This is a genomic window from Streptomyces sp. NPDC002896, assembly GCF_040295225.1.
Classification (GTDB): Bacteria; Actinomycetota; Actinomycetes; order Streptomycetales; family Streptomycetaceae; genus Streptomyces.
This window is the reverse complement of sequence record NZ_JBEOVA010000067.1, coordinates 1-20,332: the sequence shown is the minus strand read 5'-3', so window position 1 is coordinate 20,332 and position 20,332 is coordinate 1. Positions and strand designations below refer to the sequence as shown.

The window sequence follows — 20,332 nt, the reverse complement described above, 5'->3', positions numbered from 1 at the left end:
ATGCCGACGGACTGTGCGGGACGGACGCCCGCGGTGGCGACGACGGCGGCGTAGGGGGTGGAGACCGCGTCGGGGATGATCGCGGCCTGGTCGAACGGGAGGCTGTCGGGGATGGGGACGACGGTCTCCTCGGGGGTGACCATGTACTGGGCCCAGCCGCCGTCGTAGTCGATGCCGGCGGTACGGACCTGGCTGCAGGGGCGGCGGCGTGCGCAGCCATCGCACCGGCCGCAGCTCTTGCCGGCCTCCAGGGTGACGCGGGTGCCGACGGTCAGACTGCGCTTGAGGCCGGGGCCGAGGGTGTGTATCACACCGGAGACCTCGTGGCCCACGGTGACCACGTCGGAGTCCAGGAAGAGCGGGGGGAGCGAGCCGTCGAGCAGGTGGACGTCTGACAGGCAGACGCCCGCGGCCTTGACCTCAATGAGTACCTCGCCCGGGCCGGGCACGGGTACGGGGACCTCCTCCACGGCGAACTTCTTGCTGTCCACGTGGAAGCGTCCGGCGAGCATGGTGTCCATAGTGATACCTGTCTTCATGCAGTGGTGTTAGTCGTGTTAGGTGGTGGCCGGGAGGGTGCGGGGTGTCAGGACCGCCGCACGCTCCCGGCGTCTGAGGGTCAGGCGAAGACGTCCTGCTGGTAGCGCTCGTCCGCTTCCAGCTGGGCCAGCCACTGCTGGGCGGCCTCGTCGTCGCTGCCGGTGTGCTTGCGGTAGATGGCGGCGAGCGCCTCTCGCACGGCTGGTGCCATGCGTCGGCCGTCACCGCAGACGTAGATGTACGCGCCGTCTTCGATGGCCTGCCACACCGTGTCGGCGGCGCCTGCGATGGCGTTCTGCACGAACCGGGCCGGGTGACCGGCCACCGCAGAGAAGGCGGTGTGCACCTGGGCGATCCCGGCCTGCTCCCAGTCCTGCATCTCCTGCCGGTAGAAGTAGTCGTGCTCCGGGTGGCGGCAGCCGACGAAGACCTGCGACAGGCCCACCTTCGTGCCGTTCGCGTGCTGCCAGGCCCGCTCCTCCAGGAAGCCGCGCAGCGGTGCGATGCCGGTGCCCGGACCGATGAGGATCAGCGGCGTGGCCGGGTCGGCTGGCGGCGCGAAGGTCGGGGAAGGCACACGCACATAGCCGTAGAAGACATCTCCCGGCTCCAGACGCGCGATGTAGGACGAGCAGGTACCGCGGTACTGGCCGTCGCCGGACAGAGCCGGGCCCTCCAGCAGACCCACGGTCAGCCGCACGTGGCGCGGGTTGGCCAGCGGGGCGGAGGAGATGGAGTAGAAGCGGGGACGGATCGGGCCCATCATGTCCAGGAACACTGCCAGCGGCAGCTCGACCGCCGGGAAGCGCTCCAGCAGACCCAGCACCGAGACACGCTTGTTCAGGATCTCCTCCTGGTAGCGCTTCTCGGCCTCCTCGGTGTCGGCCGCGTACGCCTCCAGCTGCGGCCGGGTCCACGGGCACTGGGTGTGCTCGGCCAGGATGCGCACCTGGCTGCGGGTGGCCACGTCCTGCAGCTCCAAGAACTCGGTGAACAGCAGCCCTGCGGTGACGGGGCTACCCACCGGCAGGTGGGTGCGGCCGCCGGACGGCTGGTCCAGCCGCAGCACCTGATCGCGGTCGACGCCGAGCCCCGCCAGAGCGCGGTCGACCAGGGCCGCCTCGTTCTTGGCGAAGACGGCCAGGTGGTTGCCGGTGTCGTAGGTGACACCCTCGGGCAGCTCGATGGTGATGGACTTCGCGGACGGGCGCGGCGGCTCGATGCTGAAGTCCCACAGCCCGGTGGCGTCGGCCACGAGTTCCTCGTTGGCCACCACGGTCAGCGGGTAGGCCTGCTCGGAGACGATCGCCGGGCGCACGTCGGCCTCGGTGAGCAGCTGCACCTCGAAGCGCGGCCCGCTCGCCTCGGAGGTGTCGGCGGCGTACTCCTCGGCCAGCGTGGTCCACAGGGTGTCCATCCAGCGGGAGGCCATACCGTCGAAGTCACCGGCAGCATCCGCGATGCCCCGCTCGACGACGGGGGTGGCACCGGCCGTCAGCAGGCCTTCCTCGATCCGCTTGGGGAAGGCCTGATAGGTGGCCACCCACTGGGTGTTGCCGGCCCCCAGCAGCGCGAACCGCACGTTCGACAGCGAACCCTCCGGGAGTCCGGCGGCGAGCAGGTCGTCGAAACGCTGCGCGTTGTCCGGGGCCTTGCCGTTGTAGCTGGAGGCCACGACCACCAGCAGGCCCTCGGTGGGCAGGTTGTCGCCCAGCTCGTCCAGACCGACCAAGGTGGTACCGAACCCTGAACGCTCACCGCGGTCGGCGATCGTGCGCGCCAGGTCCTCCGAGGAACCCAGGCTGGAGCCATAGGCGACGGTCAGGTTCACCCCGACACCACTGACCGCGGCCTGCGCCCGCGTGTCGTCGGTCTGCAGGTCCACGGCGCCGAAGACGGACCGCTCGTGCTCCTGACGGGACCGCACGTTCAGTTCGAAGCCGCCGGGCTTGCGCGTCAAAGCCTCCTTGACGTCCATCTTGTAGTCGCTGGTGTCGGAGAACTTGAACTTCTGCAGCACCAGCGCCAGGGCCAGACGCGCCTCGGTGAGCGCGAACTGCCGGCCGATGCAGGCACGTACGCCGTTGCCGAACGGCTTGTAGGCGTGCGGGTGGTGGTTGACCCGGTTCTCCGGCAGCCACCGGTCGATGTCGAACTCCTCCGGCCGCTCCCACGCCTTGGGGTGGGTGTGCAGCGGGCCCTCGAGGATGTTGACCCGCGCTCCCTTCTTCAGCTCGTAGCAGCCGCCGATGACGGTGTCCTCCAGCGGGGACTTGCCGATCAACGGGATGGGAGCCCACAGGCGCAGGGTCTCCTCCAGGATCCGCGGGATCACATCCATCTTCATGATCGTGTCGTAGTCCGGCACGGTGTCGCCCGGCAGCAGCCGGTCCACCTCGGCGTAGGCCTGGGCCAGGATGTGCGGGTTGCGCATCAGCGAGTACGTGGCGAACGACAGCAGACCACTGGTGGTCTCGTGACCGGCGATCAGGAACGTCACCACCTGGTCACGGACGTTGTCGTCGTCCAGCCGCTTGCCGGTCTCCGGGTCGGTGGCCTCCAGCATCAGACCCAGCAGATCGTCCTCACCACTGCTCTTGCCCTGACGGCGCTCCTTGATCACGCTCTCGACCAGGTCCTGCATCAGCTGGATGTTCGCGCGGTACTTCTTGTCGTCGGCCTTGCGGAGCTTGGTCATCATCGGCAGCTCCTGCGAGCGCCGCAGCGACTCCACCAGCGCCTCCAGCAGCGCGTTGAGGAAGGGGTGCAGCTCCTCCTTGGCGAAGGAGTCGAACCGGTAGCCGAACCCCGTCAGGGCGATGGTGTCCAGGGTCAGCCGGGTGTAGTCGTCGGTGATCTTGACCGGCTGACCCTCCTTGCCCTCCCACTTGCCCACCAGGTTCTGGGCGATCTCCAGCATCTGCCCGAAGTAGTTCTTCATGGCCCGCTGGCTGAAGGCCGGGAGGAGGATCCGGTGCGCCATGCCCCATTCCTCTTCGTGCTGGTGGGCCGTGAACAGGCCGGCTCCCGCGTAGTCCCGGACATGGGCCAGCGGCGTCTTGTCGATCTGCTTGAAGAACCGCGTCTCGTCGCAGACCTCGGCCACCAGGTCCGGGTCGGAGACGAAGACCTGCTCGATGCCGGCGATGTCCATGCCGTAGATGCCCTCGGGGAACTGCTTGGACAGTTCACCGAAGTAGGCGACCGGGTTGGTGCTGGGGATCTGCGGCGTGTGGCCGAGGATCGGGACCCCGCGCGGGGACCGGATGGGCCGCAGGTCGGTCTCAGGCTGTGTGGTCATGGCTGGCTCCTTTAAGGGGAAAGGCGGGCAAGGGCGCCATTCGGTATGGCGGGGCGCCGGTACGGCAGCACCCCGGTTTCCATACGTCGTACGCTTTGAGATAACCATACGTCGTATGGAAACTCAAGCGGCAGGCCCCCGGGGTCGAGAAACAGGAATGTTCGACTCATCAGGGACGGCGCCGCTCGCGCAAGGGGGTCACCTCAAGATCAGGCGCTTCCGAGCGCTCCCGGCCGGAGGAGGCGAGGGGGTGCGACCCGTGGAGAACACCGACGATCCGCGACGGCGGCCGCGGCGACGTCCCGGTGAGCAGCCAATCCCCCTGCCTGCCAGCACGCATCGCGGAGGTCTGGTCTGCACCCATGCGCACTGGCGGCTGACGGCAGCGCCGGAGAAACAGGCGCGTGCGCCGCCTCGCGGCGGCGTCTCTCCGTCTCTATGCGCGCTCGGTCGGTCCGGCATCAGTCCGTGAGAGCGGGCAAGGCGGGCTTGCCAGGGTCTCCCCGGCAGGGCGTACGTGCGATCTGCTGCCGCAGGCGAGCACGCCGGGGAGTGGGAGCGGCCGACACGTCTCGCCTGGTTCTACGCCTGCACGCGTCAGTCGGCAGTGCGCTGAAGCCGATGTTCGAGCGCCATGCCGCACTCCTCGAGCGCGGCTTCCAGCCGAGCCTTTTCCTGTTCAAGGCGCGCCTTGGCGACCTCGTCGGCCCCCAAGGCCACCAGTCCGGGTCCGTCCGCCCCCGCGGCCAGTCGGCGCCGCCCACCAGCGCGCACAGCCCCCGTAACCAGCCGCGCTTCCACGACGGCGGAGGAACGGAGGACTGAAAACGGCGCCACCGCCCTCCGCATTGCTGCCGAGCCTGCTACCATACACCGTATGGCAACTGAACGGAAGCCCCCTCGGGGCACGAGAAAGAGGGACGTACCGCTCACCAAGGACGGCATCTACGCCATGGCGTTGCAGCTCATCGACGCCGACGGGGTCGAAGCGCTCACCATGCGCAAACTCGCGGCCGCGCTCGATGCGAACCCGATGTCGCTGTACCACCACGTGCCGAACAAGGACGCCGTGCTGCGCGGCGTGGCCCACCGGGTCGGTTCGCAGTTCAGCACTGGGGAGCGGGAAGACGTCCCCTGGCAGGACCGGCTGCGTGAACTGGCCCGGGAATTCCGCGAACTGTCGTACCGTCACCCGAAACTGATGGGGTATTCCTTCACGCGCCCCGACTACGTGCAGCCGGAGGACCCCTTCTGGCAGGCACTGATCGACATCCTGGCCGCCGCGAAACTGCCCGAGGAGGAGATTCCGCGCGTCGCCGCGACCCTGGTCGGTGTGTTCACGGGTCTGCTGCTCGGCGAAATGAACGGGGCACTGCAGCGGTGGGCCACCCTGCCGCCGGCGCCGTCTGGCCCCGACGGGGAAGACACGCCCCCGCCCTCCAAGGACGTGATCGACACAATGTTCAACTCCGCGCTGGACGCCGCGGTCGCTGGAGTGGAGCACCATGTCGCACGAGTCCGCGAGGGGGCGTGACGAAAGGGAACGGCGCCGTGGGGGGCTGTGCGCGGTCCGGCGGCACCCCCGTCGGGCCGACCTGATGCCGCCGCGATAGCGAAGGACCATAGTGGAGGCAGGAGCATAGAGAGGCCGCTGGGATGTCCGGAGCGCCGACACAGCACACGTCAGCCCGGTACCTGCCGATCGCTGAGCACGGCTTTGGGCCGAGCTGCCCGAACGCGAGCTGCCCCACCTGAAGGGCTATCGGGGCTCGGCGCCCGTGCGGGTCGGCAACGGCGCGGTCACCCAGCTGCAACTCGATATGCCCGGCTGATGTGCTGGGTGGCCATCGAACGCGCCATCCGCACGGCCCTGCACCGCGGCCTACCCGCCGAACTCGGCCGGTGGGGTCCGGTCCGGGACCGGATCTACTGGCGGATCATGGACAAGGGCTGGTCGCCCACCCGGCAGGCCTTCGTCCAGCACGAGGAGGGCGACGTACTGGACGCGGCGGTGCTGATGATGCCGCTGACCAAGTTCGTCTCCCCCACCGATCCCGTCTGGCTGTCCACCCTCGATGCTCTCGGCAACGAACTCGTCTCCGACTCCCTGGTCTGGCGCTACGACCCCGAGGCAAGCCCCGACGGCCTCGAAGGCGACGAAGGCACGTTCTCCATCTGCTCCTTCTGGTACGTCGAGAGTCCAGCTCGACGACGCGCGAGGCTCGCACCGCTCCGCCGAGCTTTCCGGCGAACTCGACCGGACAGGCAGGGTCGAGCATCCCCAGAGGACCAAGCACGGCGCAGACACGTTCGCCAATTCCGGCTCCCACTCCGTACCCACCGTGCCGGCGGAACGGTACAGCTTGAGGATGCTGTCCCTCATGGTCCCGTCTACACGCAGGACCATGTCATCGGCCACCTCAGCCGGGAGATCGAAGTTCTCCACCAGATCCTTGGCGAAGGACGCCGGGTCGAGTTCGTCCATGAACCGGTCGCCCTCGACCGGGTCCTGCCAGATCTTGGCCAGCGGATGCCAGACGTACTCGGCACTGACCGGAGCGCTGCTGCCGGCCCACGTACGAACGAGGTCCGGCCGCAGGGAAGCGACGCGCGCGGTGAGGATGCAGCCGCAGTCATGGCCGACCAGGTCCACCGGCTCGCCCACCCGCTCCAGCCGTTCGATGAGCCAATCGACGTACTCCTCTTTGGTGGAGCCGAAGCCGCGCGGCCTGGGCGTGCCGAAGCCGGGCAGGTCCCAACTTTTGGCCGTCACTGCTCTTTCGGGTCGAAACCGGCCGCCAGGTCCGAGGCGGCGTTCCCCGTGGGCTCTCCTTCGCAGCGTGCCGTCGGTGGGCGGAGTTGACGGGGGATACGTCCGGAGGCGCTCAAGGAGTTCTGCGGGGGCTGGCCGTCGCGCCCACCGGCGTCATCGGCTGTGAGCCGGCTTTCCAGGCCGCTGATGATCGTGTCCAGCACCAGGCGGAACATCCGGTCCTCGCCAGAGCCCGCGTTCGTCGGCCCGTCCTCGCCGGAGGCGGGTGTGGTGGGCTGGAGGTTCGACCACCGGTGGAGCGCGCCGTTGAGCTCGGCGATTATCACGCCGACGACGACGGCGCACACGAGCGCAGCGACCTGCGGGATCTCCGACTGCGGCACCCCTGCGGCGTCCAGTACGGCAGTGAGCTCGACCCAGAAGGGATCTTCGGGCTGGATGAAGTCCGGCTGGCTGAACGAGTAGGCCATGAGATTGGGATGGCGGTGGGCCAGCGTCCGGAAATCCGTGGCGAGCAGGCGCATGCGCTCCTCCCAGGGAGCGCCCTCCAGTGTCACGGTGCGGAACCGGGCGCCGACCATTCTCGCCACGCCACCCAGCAATGCTTCCTTGTTCGGCACGTGGTGATACAGCGACATCGGGTTCGCGTCCAGCGCGGCGGCGAGTTTGCGCATCGTGAGCGCCTCGACCCCGTCCGCGTCGATGAGCCGCAGGGCGGAGGTGCAGATCCCTGCCTCGGTCAGAGGCACATCCCTCTTCCGAGTACCTCTAGGGGTACGCTTCGCTCTTTCCATACGACGTATGCTATCAAGCCATACGACGTATGGAAATGTCTTGCCCGGGTGGGCCCGTGCGTTCCGGCGGCCGGGCGAGGGGGACTCGCCGCCCGTGATGGCGTATGGAGCGGAGCAGCGGGTGCGCGGCTGCCGGCGTTGTGGAGGCGACGCAGACGTTCGCCCACTGATCCTTTCCCGCCGAAGGCGGTTGAGGCGCTGCTCGGGATTGGTGGGCCAGGGTGGACAGTCGAGGCAGGCAGTGCAATGATGAATTCATCAGAAATGCTGCTCTTATTCAGGAGCATGCCGATGCCAGCTCCACGCAGGAACCGATTCGAACGCCGTCGTGCCGAGACCCGCCAGGCACTCGTCCGCTCCGCGCGGCAGATCCTGGCCGAGCCCGGTGGCGCCAACGCCAGCATTCATGCCATCGCGGAGCGCGCGGACGTGGGCCTCGGCTCCTTTTACAACCACTTCACCGGCAAGCCGGACCTGTTCGACGCGGCCGTGGCCGATGCACTGGAGGAGTACGCGCAAGCCGTCGACGAACTCCTGCATGGCGTCGATGATCCCGCCGAGCGCCTCGCCGGGGGCGTGCGGCTCAGCGCGCGCATGGCCGAGTCACACCCGGAGATCATGCAGATTCTGTGCCACAGCCAGCTCGGTCGGATATGCGCCGGCGACGGGCTGGCTCCGCGCGCGAAGCGCGACGTGGAGCAGGGCATGGCCGCAGGCCGGTTCGCCGTGGTCGACCCGGTGATCGCCCTGACCGTGCTGAACGGCAGCCTGCTGGCGCTCCTGGAGCTGTGGTGCAACCAGCCCGAGGCCGACAGCGACCAGGCCGCAGGCACAGTGGCCGAGATGATCCTGCACATGCTCGGCCTCTCCCCGGATGAGGCCCGAGACCTCGCCCGGCGGCCCCTTCCCGCTGCAGCCTGAAGAGGATCCTGTCGCGCACCGGCCGACCGGCGCCGGCTGCGCACCGGTTCCCGCGGCCTGCGTGATGTACCGGGGTGGCTGGTCTCTCTCGCCTGCTGTCGCCGCCCCCCACCTCAGAGTTGGATGGGCAGGTGGCGCGGCCCGCGGAGCATGGCGTTCTGCCGGTAGGGCGGCGGGTCCTGGACCAGGCGTGCCGTGCCGAGGTGGTGGGGAAGCAGCGCGCCCAGTGCGGCCTGGGCTTCGATGCGGGCGAGGGGTGCGCCGTAGCAGACGTGGATGCCGCTGCCGAAGCCGAGGTGCTCGTTGTCCGGGCGGGTGGGGTCGAACCGGTCGGGATCGTGGAACCGCCTGGGGTCGCGGTTGCCCGAGGCCAGCACCAGAACGACGGGGGTACCTTGGGCGATCGGCGTACCGGCGACGTCGATGTCGGCGAGCGGGATGCGCTCACGCATGTGGACCGGAGGTTCGTAGCGCAGCAGTTCCTCCACCGCTCGCGGCAGCAGGTCGGGGTCGCGGCGCAGCTGGTCCAGGTGCTCGGGGTGGCGCAGCAGGGTGAGCACCCCGTTGGTGATCAGGTTGACCGTGGTCTCGTGTCCCGCGATGAGGAGCAGCACGGCGGTTTCCGCGAGTTCCTCCTGGGTGAGCCGCAGGGCCGGGTCCGGCTCGTTGACGAAGGCGGAGAGCATGTCGTCGCTCGGCTTGCCACGGCGCTGTTCGGCGAGGTTCACCAGGTACCCGCCCATCTCGATGCGCGCCTGGTCGCCCGCCTTGTCCGCCTCGGTGGTGTCCTCTTCGGGCCTGACGTCGGCGGCTGCGACCAGAGCGTCGGACCAGGCCCGGAACAGCGGCTCGTCCTCGCGCGGTACGCCGAGCAGGCGGCAGATCACCGTGACGGGCAGCGGGTAGGCGAAATCGTCGACGACGTCGATCTGCCGGCCCGCCTCGAAGGACTCCATCAGTTCCTTGGTGATCCGGTCGATCTCGCCGCGCATGGCATCGACCCGGCCCGGGCTGTGCGGCGGGCCGAAGGGCCGCATGGCGAGGGTGCGCAGCCTGTGGTGCTCCGGGTCGTCGAGCCGCAGGAACGGCGGCTTGTGTGTCACTTCGCCACGGCTGCGGGGGTCGACACTCATCCGCGGGTCGTGGAGCAGAGCCGCGATCTCGTGGTAGGTGCCGACCAGGTAGCTGCCGTCTGCCTGCCGCACCACGGGACCGGCCTCGCGGAGTTCCGCGTACAGCGGGTAGGGGTTGGGGCGACTGACGTAGTCGGTGATCCGTGCCAGCAAGGTCTCGGAGGCCATCGTGGCTCCTCGTGGTTGTGCGGGACGTGGGTCAGTCCGTGGGCTACACCACCATCAGCCGTCGATCGGGAAGGTGACCGGTGAGCGCGACAGTGGGACCGTGAGACAGCCCCTTCGGATCCGGCACGTCGGATGGAATCGCGATGTCGGCCGCGATCGCACGGTCCTGGGCGCCGGGCGGGGGCGGGAACGGAGCAGCCGTCTCGATCAGGTGCCGGTAGTAGTCGAGCGACTTGGCCATGTCGACGGTGACGGCGGCGGTGACCCGTCCCTGGTAGCCGTAGACCATTGCCAGACGGCGCGCCTCCAGGGAGCCCTGAGCGATGACCACGTGGTCGGAGTACGTGGGCACGCCCACCGATTTGATGTTGAGCCCGAACTGGGTCGACCAGAACGACGGGACGGCCAGGTGCGGGCGCTGCAGGGGCCCCGGATTGACCATGTTGTGTGCCGCCACCTCGGCCTGCTCGACCGCGTTTCCCCAGTGTTCCAGGGAGAGCATCTGGTAGCCGAACAGCGGGTGGGGGAAGCGGGAGACGTCACCGGCCACGAAGACGTCGTCGGTGACGATTCCGTACATGTTGAAGGCCCGGCATCCGGCGTCGCAGGCGATCCCGCGCGGGCCCGCCGCCAGCCCGGACTCCGCCAGCCATTCGACGTTGCGTACCGCGCCCAGCGCCACGACGCAGACGTCGGCGTCGACGCGGCTGCCGTCGGACAGCTCTGCACCGGTGAAGCTGCCGTTCCCGCGCAGGGCGGTGACCGTCACCCCGGTGCGCAGGTCCACGCCGTGGTTGCGCTGCATGACGGCCGCGAGCTTCGACAGGGTGCCACCGAGCGCGCCCACCAGGGGTGCGGGGCCGCGTTCGGCGACCGTGACCTCCAGTCCCCGTTCCCGGCAGGCCGAGGCGATCTCCGAGCCCGTGAAGCCGCCGCCGATCACCAGCACTCGGTCCGGCCCGGCGGCCAGCCGCTGGGCCAGTCCCCCGGCGTCCTCGCGGGTGCGCAGGGTGAACACCCCGTCCAGGGCGGCTTCCTCCGGGTTGGGCCAGGGCCGCGCGCGGGTCCCGGTGGCGATCAGCAGCCGGTCGTACGGCAGTGACTCGCCGTCCTCCAGCAGCACCTGTTTCCCGAGCAGGTCCACGCCGGTGGCGCGCACGCCCAGCCGCCAATCGGCGTTCGGGTCCTGGCGCATCGGCAGCCCGGTGGTGTCCGCCGTCGCCTGGCCGAGCAGCACCTGCTTGGACAGCGGCGGCCGGTCGTAGGGCGGGTGGGGCTCGTCCCCGACCACGGTCAGTGAGCCGGTGAAGCCCTCCTCGCGCAGCGCCTCCGCGGCCCTGAGCCCCGCCAGCGACGCGCCGACGATGACGATACGGCCGTCCTTGACGTCACCGGGCACCGGCGCTCACCTCCTCACCGAGGAGGATCGCCTGCACCGGGCACGCCGCCGCGGCCTGGCGCACACGCTCGACCTGGTCGTCGGGGACGGCCGTGGCGTACAGCAGCCCCTCCTCCCCGTGCAGCTGAAACACCTCCGGCGCGAGGAACACGCATTGCGCATAGCCCTGGCAGCGCGTGAGATCCACAACGGTCTGCATCCCCACCACTCCCTCCGTTGTCTCACCCCCTTGTTTCCAGCATGGGGCTGGCCTTGGGCGCCCGCACGCCACGGCTCCGGAGACGGAAATCCCGGGCAGCTCGTCCGCCCAGCGCGACGGCTCAGCCCAGGGCGTGGTCGAGTCCGAAGGCCGCGCCGATGAGGGAAAGGTGGATGAACGCCCGGGAATTGCAGCCCAGTTGCTCGCGGTGTGGCTGATCTCCTCGGCGTAGAGCCGGAGATGGTCGATGCAGGCGAGCATCTTCTCGAAGGCCAGGCGGACTTCGTCAGGCGGCCGACGCGGTCTCGGCGAGGACGTCGAGCTGTTCATGCCGCTGCCGGCTGTGCGGGCCATTTTCGCCGCCTCGACAGTTCCATACGTCGTATGGTAATCCTGGGAGGGCACTTCCATACGCCGTATGGAAGAGTTTGCTCGGACCGCGCCAGGCGCCGCACGCCGCCTACATGCAGCCGATGGTGCAGATCGCACCAATCAGGAAGGAAAGATCATGAAGAAACTCACGAGGCGCCTTGCCGTCACCGCTTCCTCCGTGGCGGTCGCGAGTGTCGCTGTTCTAGGTGCCGGGAGCACCGCTTCGGCCGAAACTTCTGCATCCGCGCACGTCAAGCGCCCGGCCGTCAGCGTCAACGCCGGCGACTACCGCTGGGACCACGGTGTCGGCTACCTGCTCGAACTGGGCTACTCCTGGGACGAGATCCGTGGCTGGCACTACGACGGCCGGGATGAGATCAGCGGTCGCTGACCGCCGCCCAGGCAGGAGTGAAAGTCGATGGAGTCTTTGAAGACCGTCATGCAGGGGGTGGCCGTGCAGCTTGTCATCTCGCGCACCTACTCGCTGTCCATGTGCATGAGCCTGCGGTACGAGCCCACTGATCCCTATGTCGTCCGTGCCGCTTTTTTCACCGACACTGACGAGCCGGCCGAATGGGTCCTGGGGCGTGATCTTCTGGCCGATGGCCTGACGGGTTCCGCAGGCTGTGGGGACATCCGGGTCTGGCCGGCCGCCGGCCGTGGTGACCAAGCGATGTACATCGTCCTCGGGTCTCCCGCGGGCACCGCCTTGCTCGAGGTTCCGGTGCAGGACGTCAAGGCCTTCCTGGAGAACACGGAGGCGCTGGTGCCACGGGGTACCGAGTCCGGACGCATCGACTGGGACCTCGAACTGGCGAACTTGTTTGCAAAAGGCTGAGAGAAGCCTCCCAACCGCCGTGCCACTGGGGATCTTTGTCCCGGCCACAGAAGAGAAGGAAAGAGAGTTCATGTCCCAGTACCAGCTTCGTGTCTACACACTGCGCAGCCCTGAGGCGCTCGTCGCCTACAAGAACATCTGGTCCAAGCACATTCCCGGTATGGCCAAGCACAGGATCGCCACACACGGCGTCTGGACGGGGCCCGCAGCTCCCGGGAGTGAGGTGCCCCGGCTGTACGCCCTCGTCTCCTACCGGGACGCCGACGACGTTCAGGAGCGGCTGGAGGCGTACCTGTCCAGCCCCGAATTCCGCGCGGACATGGAGGGCTTCGACATCAGCCAGATCGTCGGCGTCGCCGAGTCCGTGCTGACGCCCACCGCTGACTCACCCTTGCGGTGACAGGTACGGAACCGCTCGAAACCTGTTGCGGCGACCTTCTCGGTCGTGTCAGCACGCCGCACAACTCCGTCAAGGCCCGCGCCGGAGGCAACGGGCATGGACGAGATCGGCGAGGTCGGGGGGACGGTTGCAGAGGGCATAGTCGCGCAGGTCCCTCTCGAGATCCAGCACACGGCGCTCTACCTGGTTGGCCGCGATGAGCAGTTCCGCGGACTTCGGGGCAAGTCGCTGGGTGCCGCGCAGGTCGCGACCGAGTGGAGCAGGACAGCGAAGGCCGAGCCGATGAGGAGCACGAGGAAAGCTGCTGGCGACGATCATGCGGCGGGTGAGTCCGCCTTTCGCGCCGGTCTTCCGGGTAGGGGAGGCGCGGCAGACGCACTGGGTCCTCTCTGTCGGTGAGACGGTTTCCGCGGCTCTCTCGCGGACCGGTGCCGTCCCACGCCAGGGAGGCGCGCCACGGGAAGTGGTCGGTCATGGCAGCACCGCGCTCTGCCTGGTACGTCAGCGCCTGCAGCTGCCCGGGGATTTCAGTCCCCGACTTGGGCGGGCTCGGCGGAAACGCGGCCGTTCTCGAAGAGCGGGAGCTCCGCACGCAGGGCGGTTCCTGCCCCATGCGGACTGTCGACAGAGATCCTGCCCCCGAGCGTCGCCACGCGGTCCTTGATACCCACGAGACCGGTGCCGCGGGCGAAGTCGGCACCGCCGTTGCCGTCGTCCTGGATGGACAGGTCCAGCACCTCGTCATTGGCCTTGAGGACTGTCACGGTGGATGCCTGCGCATGCTTGATCGCGTTGGTCAGGGCCTCGCACACGATGTAGTAAGCGCTGACCTGGATGTTCATGGGAAGCTCAGTGCCCTCGGTGTGCACCATGAGATCGACCGGCAGGAGTGAACGGCGGGCGAGCACCTTCAGCGCGGGAACAAGACCCCCTTGGGTGAGGATCGAGGGGTGGATGCCCCGCGCCATCTCACGCAGCTCGTCCAGCGCATCCTCCAGCCTGGCGGTGACGTACTGCAGGCTCACCCGGAGTTCGTCCAGCTCAGGCGGTACTCTCGCCTGCGCCGCAGCCAGCAGCAGCATCAGCGAGACCAGCCGTTGCTGGACGCCGTCGTGAAGGTCGCGCTCGATGCGCCTGCGCATCTCGTCGCCGGCGCTGACGATGCGCGCGTGAGGCGGTCAGCTCGGCACGGGCTTCGGCGTTCTCGACGGCGGTCGCGACGAGCTCGGTGAAGCTGCTGATCTGCGCTTCCGTGTTCACTGGGAAGGGCTGGTCGCTCTTCTTCGACGCGGCGATCACCCCCACAGGCGTCCGGCAACCATGATCGGGCAGCCGACTGACGAGCGGATACCGGCTGCTCGTGCCTCCTGCGCGATCACTCGTGTCGCGCCCGCGAAGTTCTGGATCCAGGCCGGGCCGCCGCTGCGCCGGACCTCGCGGGCGATGCTCAACCCGTCGAGGTCGAAGCGCGTACCGACGATCAGGGGAGTCTGCCCCTTGCTCTGACTCCAGGCGGCCACGCCGGTCACGGTCCCGTCCGACTCATAGCGCTCCATACGGGCCAGATCGGCGCCGCAGAGCCCCGTCCGACTCATAGCGCTCCATACGGGCCAGATCGGCGCCGCAGAGCAGCAGGCCGACCTCACGGGTGACCGCCTCGAAGACCGCCGAGGGCGGAGCCGACCGGGCGACCAGGGTCGCGCCCCGGCGCACGGGTGGGGCAGGTACGCCGACTACGGCGGCCACGACAGTGGTTACCGCGACGGTGGTTATGGCGGTAACAGCGGCGGTTACGACGGTGGCCACGGCGGTTACGGCGGCCGCTGATCCGGCACGGTGAAGACGCGGTGTGCGGCCCCCTCGTCCGGAAACGCGCACCGCGTCCCTACCGCTGAGTTTCCATACGCCCAGCATCAGCAGGCAGGCGATCCCCAGGGACAGGAACCACAACCCGTCCAGCCCGTGCGGGTGCCGTACGTAAGTCCGCAGGTTGGTTTCCGCGGACGTCGGCAGGCCAGGCAGGAAGGCGGGTACGGCGGGAGGGCGCACGTCCGCCGTGACGAAGGGAGTGAGCCCCACCCAGGCAGCGCCCTCGTACTCGTCCACGACCAGCTGCTCGGGTGCGTGATGTGACAGCGCACGGTCACATCTGGCGATTTAATCAATTCGGGGACTTGACGATGAAGCGGTCGTATCTGACTATTTCATCAGAAGTGGACAAAGTCGTCCAAAGTTGGCAGATGTCGCGCCGGTGGACCGCTCAACCGTCGGCGAGGTTGTGCGCTACATCGCACGCCCGGCGCGGCCCGGCCCCGCCGGGGCGATCCTCAGCCCCGGCCATCACCGTTCCGCCACGGCTACAGATCGGGCCGACGCCGCACATGCCGACGCTGTCTCATACCTCCGCACCGATGGGAAGACCGGATGACGATGACCGACCACACGCCACTCGCCGAGCCGGTGAGCCCCCGAGAGATACCTGATGCGGCAATAGCGATGATCGATGCGGAGGGGATCGTGGTGGGGTGGACGCACGCCGCTGAGCAGCTTGTCGGGTACTCGGCCGGAGAAGTGGTGGGCCGGTCCGCCGCACATGTGCTGCCGTCCCCCGACGACGCACTCAAAGCCTTGGCCTACGCCGAGCAGTGCCGTGCCCTGGATGGCTGGTCCGACACCGTGACGGTCCGCCACCGCGACGGCCACGCCATCAACATGACGCTGCGGATCTCGCTGCTGTGGGGGCAGGACGCCGCCACCCGGTGGCTGGTGTCCGTGACCGACATAGGCACCTTGTCCTCGGGGGCGTCCAACGGAGCTGTGCGGGAGTCGCTCCTGGCTCACGCACCGATCGGCATCGCCGTCTATGACCCGCAGCTGCGTTGCACCTGGGTCAACGACGTCATGGAGCGCCACGACGGCACTCCTCGTGAGCGACGGTTCGGACGCCGCCTGCAGGACTCACTGCCCGCCGTCGAGGCCGAAGCGCTCGAGGTGGTGATGCGGCAGGTACTGGAGAGCGGCACCACCATGGTCCACGAGTACCGGGCGTGGTCGTCAGCGGACCGGCACCGGGAGCACGCGTTCTCGGCCTCGTTCTTCTGCCTCCAGGACGCGGACGGCACGGCACGGGCAGTGTGCTCCATGTCCGTGGACGTCACCGGCAACCGGCGGGCGCGCGAGCGCCTTGCCATCCTCAGCGAAGCCAGCACGCGCATCGGCAGCACCCTCGATGTCATGCAGACCGGGCAGGAACTGGCCGACCTTGCCGTGCCCCTGCTGGCCGACCACGCACTCGTCGACCTGGTGGAGTCGGTTCCGTTCGGCGTGGATCCCTCGGCAGGGATCGGCAAGGCGAGCGGCCGCCCTCCTCTGATGCGCCGTGCCGGTCTGGCCTCCATCGACCTGGGTCTCCTGGAGTTGCCGTGGGTGCGCGAAGAGGTGATCCACCCCTTCCCGAACTCGCTGTTCGACACCGCCCTGCGCACGGGCAGGTCTTACCTGGAACCGGTGCTGGACACCCATTCAGGCCCCTGGGTCGCCCAAGACCCGGTGCGGACGCAGAAGGTCCGTGACAGCGGCGTCCACTCTTTGATGGTCGTACCCATCCGTGCGCGGCGCTGTGTGCTGGGACTGGCGTTGTTCGGCCGCTCCAAGGAGCCGACGCCGTTCCAGGAAGACGACCTCCTCCTCGCCGAGGAGCTCGTCACCCGGGCCGCGCTCAGCCTGGACAACGCTCTCCAATACGCTCGCCAACGCACCGCGGCCCTCACGCTCCAACGCGACCTGCTCCCCCACCATGTGGGAGGCGGCGCCGCCGTCGATGTGGCCTCGCGCTACGTGCCGGCTGACATGGACCACGGCGTGGGGGGCGACTGGTTCGACGTGATCAAGCTGTCCGGCGCCCGGGTGGCCCTCGTCGTCGGAGATGTGGTCGGACACGGCATCAACGCCGCCGCGACCATGGGCCGATTGCGCACCGCCGTCCGCACGCTCGCCGACCTGGAATTGCCTCCACACGAACTGCTGGCGCACCTCGATGACACGGTCCGGCGGCTGAACGATGAGAACGAGGAAGACGCCGAAACCCAGGACACGGCGCCTGCGGTGGTGGGCGCCACCTGTCTGTACGCCGTCTACGACCCGGTCGCCCGGCGGTGCTCGCTGGCGCGGGCCGGGCACCCCCCGCCCGCGATCATCGACCCGCAGGGCCATGTCACCTTCCCCGACCTGCCCGCCGGAGCCCCGCTCGGCCTCGGCCTCGGGATGGTCCCCTTCGAGTCCACGGACATGGAACTGCCCGAGGGAAGTGTCCTCGCGCTCTACACCGACGGCCTGGTCGAGTCCCGCGACGACGACATCGACGTGGGCCTGGATCGCCTGGGCGCCGTCCTGGCAGAGACCGGTTCGTCCCTGGAAGACCTGTGCTCTCAGGTGATCGAGACCTTGCCGACTCAGGCCCCGGCCGACGATGTCACCTTGCTCCTTGCGCGGACTCGCGGACTCGAACCGGCCCAGGTCGCCTCCTGGGAACTGCCGAACGAGCCGGCCGCCGTCCGCATCGCCCGGCAGGCAGCCGCCCGTCAGCTCAGCGAATGGGGGCTTGAGCATCTGGTGACCACCATGGAGCTGGTCGTCAGTGAACTGGTCACCAACGCCGTCCGCTACGGCGGCGGGCCGTTCCGCCTACGGCTCATCCAGCACGAGGTCTTGACTTGCGAAGTCTCCGACAGCAACACCAGCCACCCACGCCCCCGTCATCCCCACATCATCGACGAGAACGGCCGCGGTCTTTCCCTCGTCGCTCAGTTGTCCCGCAGGTGGGGCTCCCGCTCCGCAACGGACGGCAAGGTCGTCTGGGCCGAACAAGACCTGCCCTCCAAAGCCGTTGCGGTGTGACGCGCTGCCGACCGGGCGGCCGACGGCCGCCACAGCATGCCGATCTCTCGAGCCGCAGGCCCTCGTAAGGAAGCCAAAGATGGACATAGAGAATGCCAAGAACGCCTACTCGGCAGGCGCCTCCCAAGGATCGACGGGCATCCCCGTTTCCGTTCCCAGCGGCAGGTTGTACGCCTTCGACTGTCTGGCAGCCGCCGTGCTCGACGATCGAGGCGCGGTGGTGGGGTGGACCGGGACAGCAGAGGACCTGACGGGGTTCCGCGCCGAGGAGGTCTGCGGCCGCCCCGTGCAGGAACTGGTGGCCGACCTCCCGCACGACTTGCGCGGCGCCACGGAGATGCCGGAATCCGGCCGGGTGCGGCTGTGGCACCAGTGCGGCGTCACCATCGATGTCACTTTCCGGACCACAAAGGTGGAGGGCTCGGCGGAAGTCCTCGTCCTGGTGGCGCCTACACACCACGTCGCCGACCACGAGCAGGGCGCAGCGCTCCTGCGCGCACTGTCCGCACAAGACCGGATCACGATCGCTCTGCACGACACGGATCTCACCACTGTGCAGACGAACGCCACGCCGGACCCTCCCGACGGCCGTCCGGTACAGCCCGGCACCCGACTGTGCGACGTGCTGTGCACCGAGGACGCCGACAGCCTCGAGGCAGTGCTGCGCCAGGTGCTCGAAACGGGTGTCCCGGTGGTCCGCAGAAACCAGCAAGTGAGCTGGCGGCACGATCCGGCGCGGCGGCACACGCTGTCGCTGTCCGCCTTTCGTCTGGAGGACGTGCGAGGACGCCCCACGGGGGTCGCAGCCCTGTACATCGACAGCGCCGACCATCGTGCCCGCCGTCATCTGGATCTCGCCCGCGAGGTGGCCGAGCGGGTGGGAGGATCCCTGGATGTCGTGCGCACTGCGCAGGCCCTTGCGGACGTTCTCGTACCCGCGTTCGGGGATCTCGCCGCAGTCGACCTTGCGCACTCCGTTTTCGACGGGGAAGAACCCGCGAAGCAGCCGGGCGGTGGGGAGATGGGCAACGCGGCCCTTGCGCCGGCCGCAGCAGTGTGGCCGGCCGGCATCAAGCGCGGCGACCCCGTCCCGCCCTTTCCCGACCACCCCCTCCTGCGCAGCTTCCGACGCGGCGAGACAGTCGTCTTCAGCCTTGACGACTTCATCGCCATGGTCGGCGACCCGCAGCTGGTCGAGTATCTCGTCCCGAAGGACGCCCATTCGGTGATGGTGGCACCGTTGCATGCCCGCGGGCTCACGCTCGGCGCCATATCGGCCTGGCGCTGCGGCCGATCCGACCCCTTCACCGAGGACGAGGCGGATCTCATGAAGCAGATCGCCTCACGGGGCGCGCTCGCCATCGACAACGCCCGCCGCTACACACGCGAGCACAGGGCAGCCGTAGCGCTGCAGCTCCTCCTCCTTCCCCCGGCCACGACCGACACTCCGGCAGCCGAGACCGCCAGCGCCTACCTGCCCGCAGGTGGCGGAGCCGAAATCAGCGGCGACTGGTACGACGCCATTTCACTACCCTCTCTCCGACTGGCCCTGGTCGCCGGGGACGTCATCGGGCACGGCATGCCCGCAAGCGTCACCATGGGCCGCCTGCGCACCGCCATCCAGACGCTCGCGGACCTGGAACTCGAACCGGACGAGTTGCTCACCCGGATCGCGGACCTGGTCCAGCGCCTCGCGGCCGAAGCCCCACCCGGCGACCACGACATCGTCGGCGCCACATGCCTGTACGCGGTCTACGACCCGGTCACCAGGCGCTGCGCCATAGCCAGTGCCGGGCACCCGCCACCCGTCCTGCTCCGGCCCGACGGGACCGCCGAAGCAGTCGGGATCTCCCCGGGGCCACCACTCGCCCTCAGCGGCATGCCGTACGAGAGCACCATGATCGACCTCGAGCCGGGCAGCGTCCTCGCCCTCTACACCGACGGCCTGGTCGAACAGCGCGACCGCGACATCGACCAAGGCCTGCAGCGCCTGACGGAAGCCCTCGCCGCGTACTGCCGTCCGGATCGCGCTCTGGACGAAACCGGCCGGGCTCTCCTCGCCGACCTGACAGACCAAGCGCCGCGCGACGACGCGACGCTGCTCCTGGCCCGCACCCGCGCCGTCCCAGCGGAGAACACCGCTCACTGGGAAATCCCTGCCGACCCTGCCGCCGTCTCCAAGGCCCGAGAGTGGATAACCCGCCAACTCACCATGTGGGGCCTGGACGACCTCCTCTTCACCACCGAACTCATCGTCAGCGAACTGGTTACCAACGCCATCCGCTACGGTCGTCCGCCGATGGACCTCCGTCTGATTCGCCACAACGTCCTGGTGTGCGAGGTCACCGACTCCAGCAGCACCCAACCCCGCCTGCGGCGTGCCCGCACAACCGACGAGGGAGGCCGCGGCCTGTTCCTCGTCGCTCAACTCGGCGGACGATGGGGCTGCCGCCATGGCCAGAACGGCAAGACGATCTGGTCCGAGCAAGCCATCCAGGATTCCCCGTCAACTTGACCCGGCCCTGAAGGACTTTGTTGGCGGATTCGGTGACCGACCTTGGTGATCTTGTTTGATCGGGCAGTCTGATGGAGGTTCGG

The 20,332-nt window shown here is 68.7% G+C and carries 18 protein-coding genes and 2 pseudogenes; 10 read left to right on the top strand and 10 right to left on the bottom strand.

What is annotated here, in order from left to right; genetic code table 11:
- Both ABT009_RS45885 and ABT009_RS45880 read right to left on the bottom strand, forming a co-directional pair.
- The coding region (locus ABT009_RS45885; RefSeq protein ID WP_351308929.1) for an alcohol dehydrogenase catalytic domain-containing protein at positions 1 to 521 on the bottom strand (521 nt) is incomplete at its 3' end.
- Between the two features lie 98 nt (positions 522 to 619).
- Positions 620 to 3,841: a bifunctional cytochrome P450/NADPH--P450 reductase gene (locus ABT009_RS45880; RefSeq protein ID WP_351308922.1), complete on the bottom strand. Its 3,222-nt coding sequence runs from the start codon at positions 3,839 to 3,841 to the stop codon at positions 620 to 622.
- 621 nt (positions 3,842 to 4,462) lie between these two features.
- On the opposite strand from ABT009_RS45880, the gene ABT009_RS45875 reads away from it, so the two are divergent.
- The 3 genes and pseudogenes from ABT009_RS45875 to ABT009_RS45865 form a co-directional block, all read left to right on the top strand.
- A complete protein-coding gene (locus ABT009_RS45875) occupies positions 4,463 to 4,666 on the top strand; it encodes a hypothetical protein (RefSeq protein ID WP_351308919.1) in 204 nt (67 codons plus the stop codon).
- A gap of 52 nt (positions 4,667 to 4,718) precedes the next feature.
- Positions 4,719 to 5,375 carry a TetR/AcrR family transcriptional regulator gene (locus ABT009_RS45870; RefSeq protein ID WP_351308916.1) on the top strand — a complete coding sequence of 219 codons (657 nt, stop codon included), beginning with the start codon at positions 4,719 to 4,721 and terminating at the stop codon, positions 5,373 to 5,375.
- A 190-nt stretch (positions 5,376 to 5,565) separates the two neighbouring features.
- Positions 5,566 to 6,092, top strand: a pseudogene (locus ABT009_RS45865) (glycoside hydrolase family 15 protein); the annotation flags it as partial.
- Between the two features lie 60 nt (positions 6,093 to 6,152).
- Here the strand turns inward: ABT009_RS45865 and ABT009_RS45860 are convergent.
- A pseudogene (locus tag ABT009_RS45860) lies at positions 6,153 to 6,614 on the bottom strand (alpha/beta fold hydrolase); the annotation flags it as partial.
- A complete protein-coding gene (locus tag ABT009_RS45855) occupies positions 6,611 to 7,363 on the bottom strand; it encodes a TetR/AcrR family transcriptional regulator (protein WP_351308913.1) in 753 nt (250 codons plus the stop codon). The pseudogene ABT009_RS45860 and the gene ABT009_RS45855, both read right to left, overlap by 4 nt.
- Before the next feature lie 330 nt (positions 7,364 to 7,693).
- Here ABT009_RS45855 and ABT009_RS45850 point away from each other — a divergent pair, with 330 nt between their 5' ends.
- Positions 7,694 to 8,329 carry a TetR/AcrR family transcriptional regulator gene (locus ABT009_RS45850; protein ID WP_351308910.1) on the top strand — a complete coding sequence of 212 codons (636 nt, stop codon included), beginning with the start codon at positions 7,694 to 7,696 and terminating at the stop codon, positions 8,327 to 8,329.
- A 113-nt stretch (positions 8,330 to 8,442) separates the two neighbouring features.
- Here the strand turns inward: ABT009_RS45850 and ABT009_RS45845 are convergent, their stop codons facing one another.
- From ABT009_RS45845 to ABT009_RS45835, 3 genes are read right to left on the bottom strand one after another with little or no spacing between them, the layout of a single operon-like run.
- The gene (locus tag ABT009_RS45845; protein WP_351308907.1) at positions 8,443 to 9,630 is read right to left on the bottom strand and encodes a cytochrome P450; all 1,188 of its coding nucleotides are present in this window, start codon (positions 9,628 to 9,630) and stop codon (positions 8,443 to 8,445) included.
- Positions 9,631 to 9,673: 43 nt separating this feature from the next.
- Positions 9,674 to 11,029 carry an NAD(P)/FAD-dependent oxidoreductase gene (locus ABT009_RS45840; protein ID WP_351308904.1) on the bottom strand — a complete coding sequence of 452 codons (1,356 nt, stop codon included), beginning with the start codon at positions 11,027 to 11,029 and terminating at the stop codon, positions 9,674 to 9,676.
- Positions 11,019 to 11,228, bottom strand: a complete 210-nt coding sequence (locus ABT009_RS45835; protein WP_010982020.1) for a ferredoxin — start codon at positions 11,226 to 11,228, stop codon at positions 11,019 to 11,021. The genes ABT009_RS45840 and ABT009_RS45835 overlap by 11 nt, the downstream gene beginning before the upstream one ends.
- 508 nt (positions 11,229 to 11,736) lie before the next feature.
- Here ABT009_RS45835 and ABT009_RS45830 point away from each other — a divergent pair.
- The 4 genes from ABT009_RS45830 (at position 11,737) to ABT009_RS45815 (ending at position 13,237) form a co-directional block, all read left to right on the top strand.
- A complete protein-coding gene (locus ABT009_RS45830; RefSeq protein ID WP_351308900.1) occupies positions 11,737 to 11,991 on the top strand; it encodes a hypothetical protein in 255 nt (84 codons plus the stop codon).
- Between the two features lie 27 nt (positions 11,992 to 12,018).
- Positions 12,019 to 12,438, top strand: a complete 420-nt coding sequence (locus ABT009_RS45825; protein WP_351308893.1) for an SsgA family sporulation/cell division regulator — start codon at positions 12,019 to 12,021, stop codon at positions 12,436 to 12,438.
- Positions 12,439 to 12,508: 70 nt separating this feature from the next.
- Positions 12,509 to 12,838: an NIPSNAP family protein gene (locus ABT009_RS45820; RefSeq protein WP_351308890.1), complete on the top strand. Its 330-nt coding sequence runs from the start codon at positions 12,509 to 12,511 to the stop codon at positions 12,836 to 12,838.
- Between the two features lie 96 nt (positions 12,839 to 12,934).
- The gene (locus ABT009_RS45815) at positions 12,935 to 13,237 is read left to right on the top strand and encodes a hypothetical protein (protein WP_351308887.1); all 303 of its coding nucleotides are present in this window, start codon (positions 12,935 to 12,937) and stop codon (positions 13,235 to 13,237) included.
- Positions 13,238 to 13,365: 128 nt separating this feature from the next.
- Here ABT009_RS45815 and ABT009_RS45810 read toward each other — a convergent pair whose 3' ends face one another.
- The 3 genes from ABT009_RS45810 to ABT009_RS45800 all read right to left on the bottom strand — a co-directional run bounded on the left by ABT009_RS45810 (position 13,366) and on the right by ABT009_RS45800 (position 14,974).
- Positions 13,366 to 13,980, bottom strand: a complete 615-nt coding sequence (locus ABT009_RS45810) for a sensor histidine kinase (protein WP_351308884.1) — start codon at positions 13,978 to 13,980, stop codon at positions 13,366 to 13,368.
- A gap of 153 nt (positions 13,981 to 14,133) precedes the next feature.
- Positions 14,134 to 14,358 (bottom strand): GAF domain-containing protein, encoded by a 225-nt coding sequence (locus ABT009_RS45805; RefSeq protein ID WP_351308881.1) that lies wholly within the window; start codon positions 14,356 to 14,358, stop codon positions 14,134 to 14,136.
- A 22-nt stretch (positions 14,359 to 14,380) separates the two neighbouring features.
- Positions 14,381 to 14,974, bottom strand: a complete 594-nt coding sequence (locus ABT009_RS45800; RefSeq protein WP_351308925.1) for a DUF2071 domain-containing protein — start codon at positions 14,972 to 14,974, stop codon at positions 14,381 to 14,383.
- A 288-nt stretch (positions 14,975 to 15,262) separates the two neighbouring features.
- Here ABT009_RS45800 and ABT009_RS45795 point away from each other — a divergent pair, with 288 nt between their 5' ends.
- Positions 15,263 to 17,734, top strand: coding sequence for a SpoIIE family protein phosphatase (locus ABT009_RS45795; RefSeq protein WP_351308878.1), 2,472 nt, complete (start codon positions 15,263 to 15,265; stop codon positions 17,732 to 17,734).
- 79 nt (positions 17,735 to 17,813) lie between these two features.
- Positions 17,814 to 20,249: a SpoIIE family protein phosphatase gene (locus ABT009_RS45790; protein WP_351308875.1), complete on the top strand. Its 2,436-nt coding sequence runs from the start codon at positions 17,814 to 17,816 to the stop codon at positions 20,247 to 20,249.
- Positions 20,250 to 20,332: the final 83 nt, after the last annotated feature.

Bases quoted from the DNA above. Each gene is read 5' to 3' on its own strand.
- ABT009_RS45790 (WP_351308875.1), top strand. From the start codon at position 17,814: ATGGACATAGAGAATGCCAAGAACGCCTACTCGGCAGGCGCCTCCCAA.
- ABT009_RS45810 (WP_351308884.1), bottom strand. From the start codon at position 13,980: ATGCGCAGGCGCATCGAGCGCGACCTTCACGACGGCGTCCAGCAACGG.
- ABT009_RS45850 (WP_351308910.1), top strand. From the start codon at position 7,694: ATGCCGATGCCAGCTCCACGCAGGAACCGATTCGAACGCCGTCGTGCC.
- ABT009_RS45825 (WP_351308893.1), top strand. From the start codon at position 12,019: ATGGAGTCTTTGAAGACCGTCATGCAGGGGGTGGCCGTGCAGCTTGTC.
- ABT009_RS45795 (WP_351308878.1), top strand. From the start codon at position 15,263: ATGACGATGACCGACCACACGCCACTCGCCGAGCCGGTGAGCCCCCGA.
- ABT009_RS45815 (WP_351308887.1), top strand. From the start codon at position 12,935: ATGGACGAGATCGGCGAGGTCGGGGGGACGGTTGCAGAGGGCATAGTC.
- ABT009_RS45875 (WP_351308919.1), top strand. From the start codon at position 4,463: ATGTTCGAGCGCCATGCCGCACTCCTCGAGCGCGGCTTCCAGCCGAGC.
- ABT009_RS45830 (WP_351308900.1), top strand. From the start codon at position 11,737: ATGAAGAAACTCACGAGGCGCCTTGCCGTCACCGCTTCCTCCGTGGCG.
- ABT009_RS45870 (WP_351308916.1), top strand. From the start codon at position 4,719: ATGGCAACTGAACGGAAGCCCCCTCGGGGCACGAGAAAGAGGGACGTA.
- ABT009_RS45835 (WP_010982020.1), bottom strand. From the start codon at position 11,228: ATGCAGACCGTTGTGGATCTCACGCGCTGCCAGGGCTATGCGCAATGC.
- ABT009_RS45820 (WP_351308890.1), top strand. From the start codon at position 12,509: ATGTCCCAGTACCAGCTTCGTGTCTACACACTGCGCAGCCCTGAGGCG.
- ABT009_RS45880 (WP_351308922.1), bottom strand. From the start codon at position 3,841: ATGACCACACAGCCTGAGACCGACCTGCGGCCCATCCGGTCCCCGCGC.
- ABT009_RS45845 (WP_351308907.1), bottom strand. From the start codon at position 9,630: ATGGCCTCCGAGACCTTGCTGGCACGGATCACCGACTACGTCAGTCGC.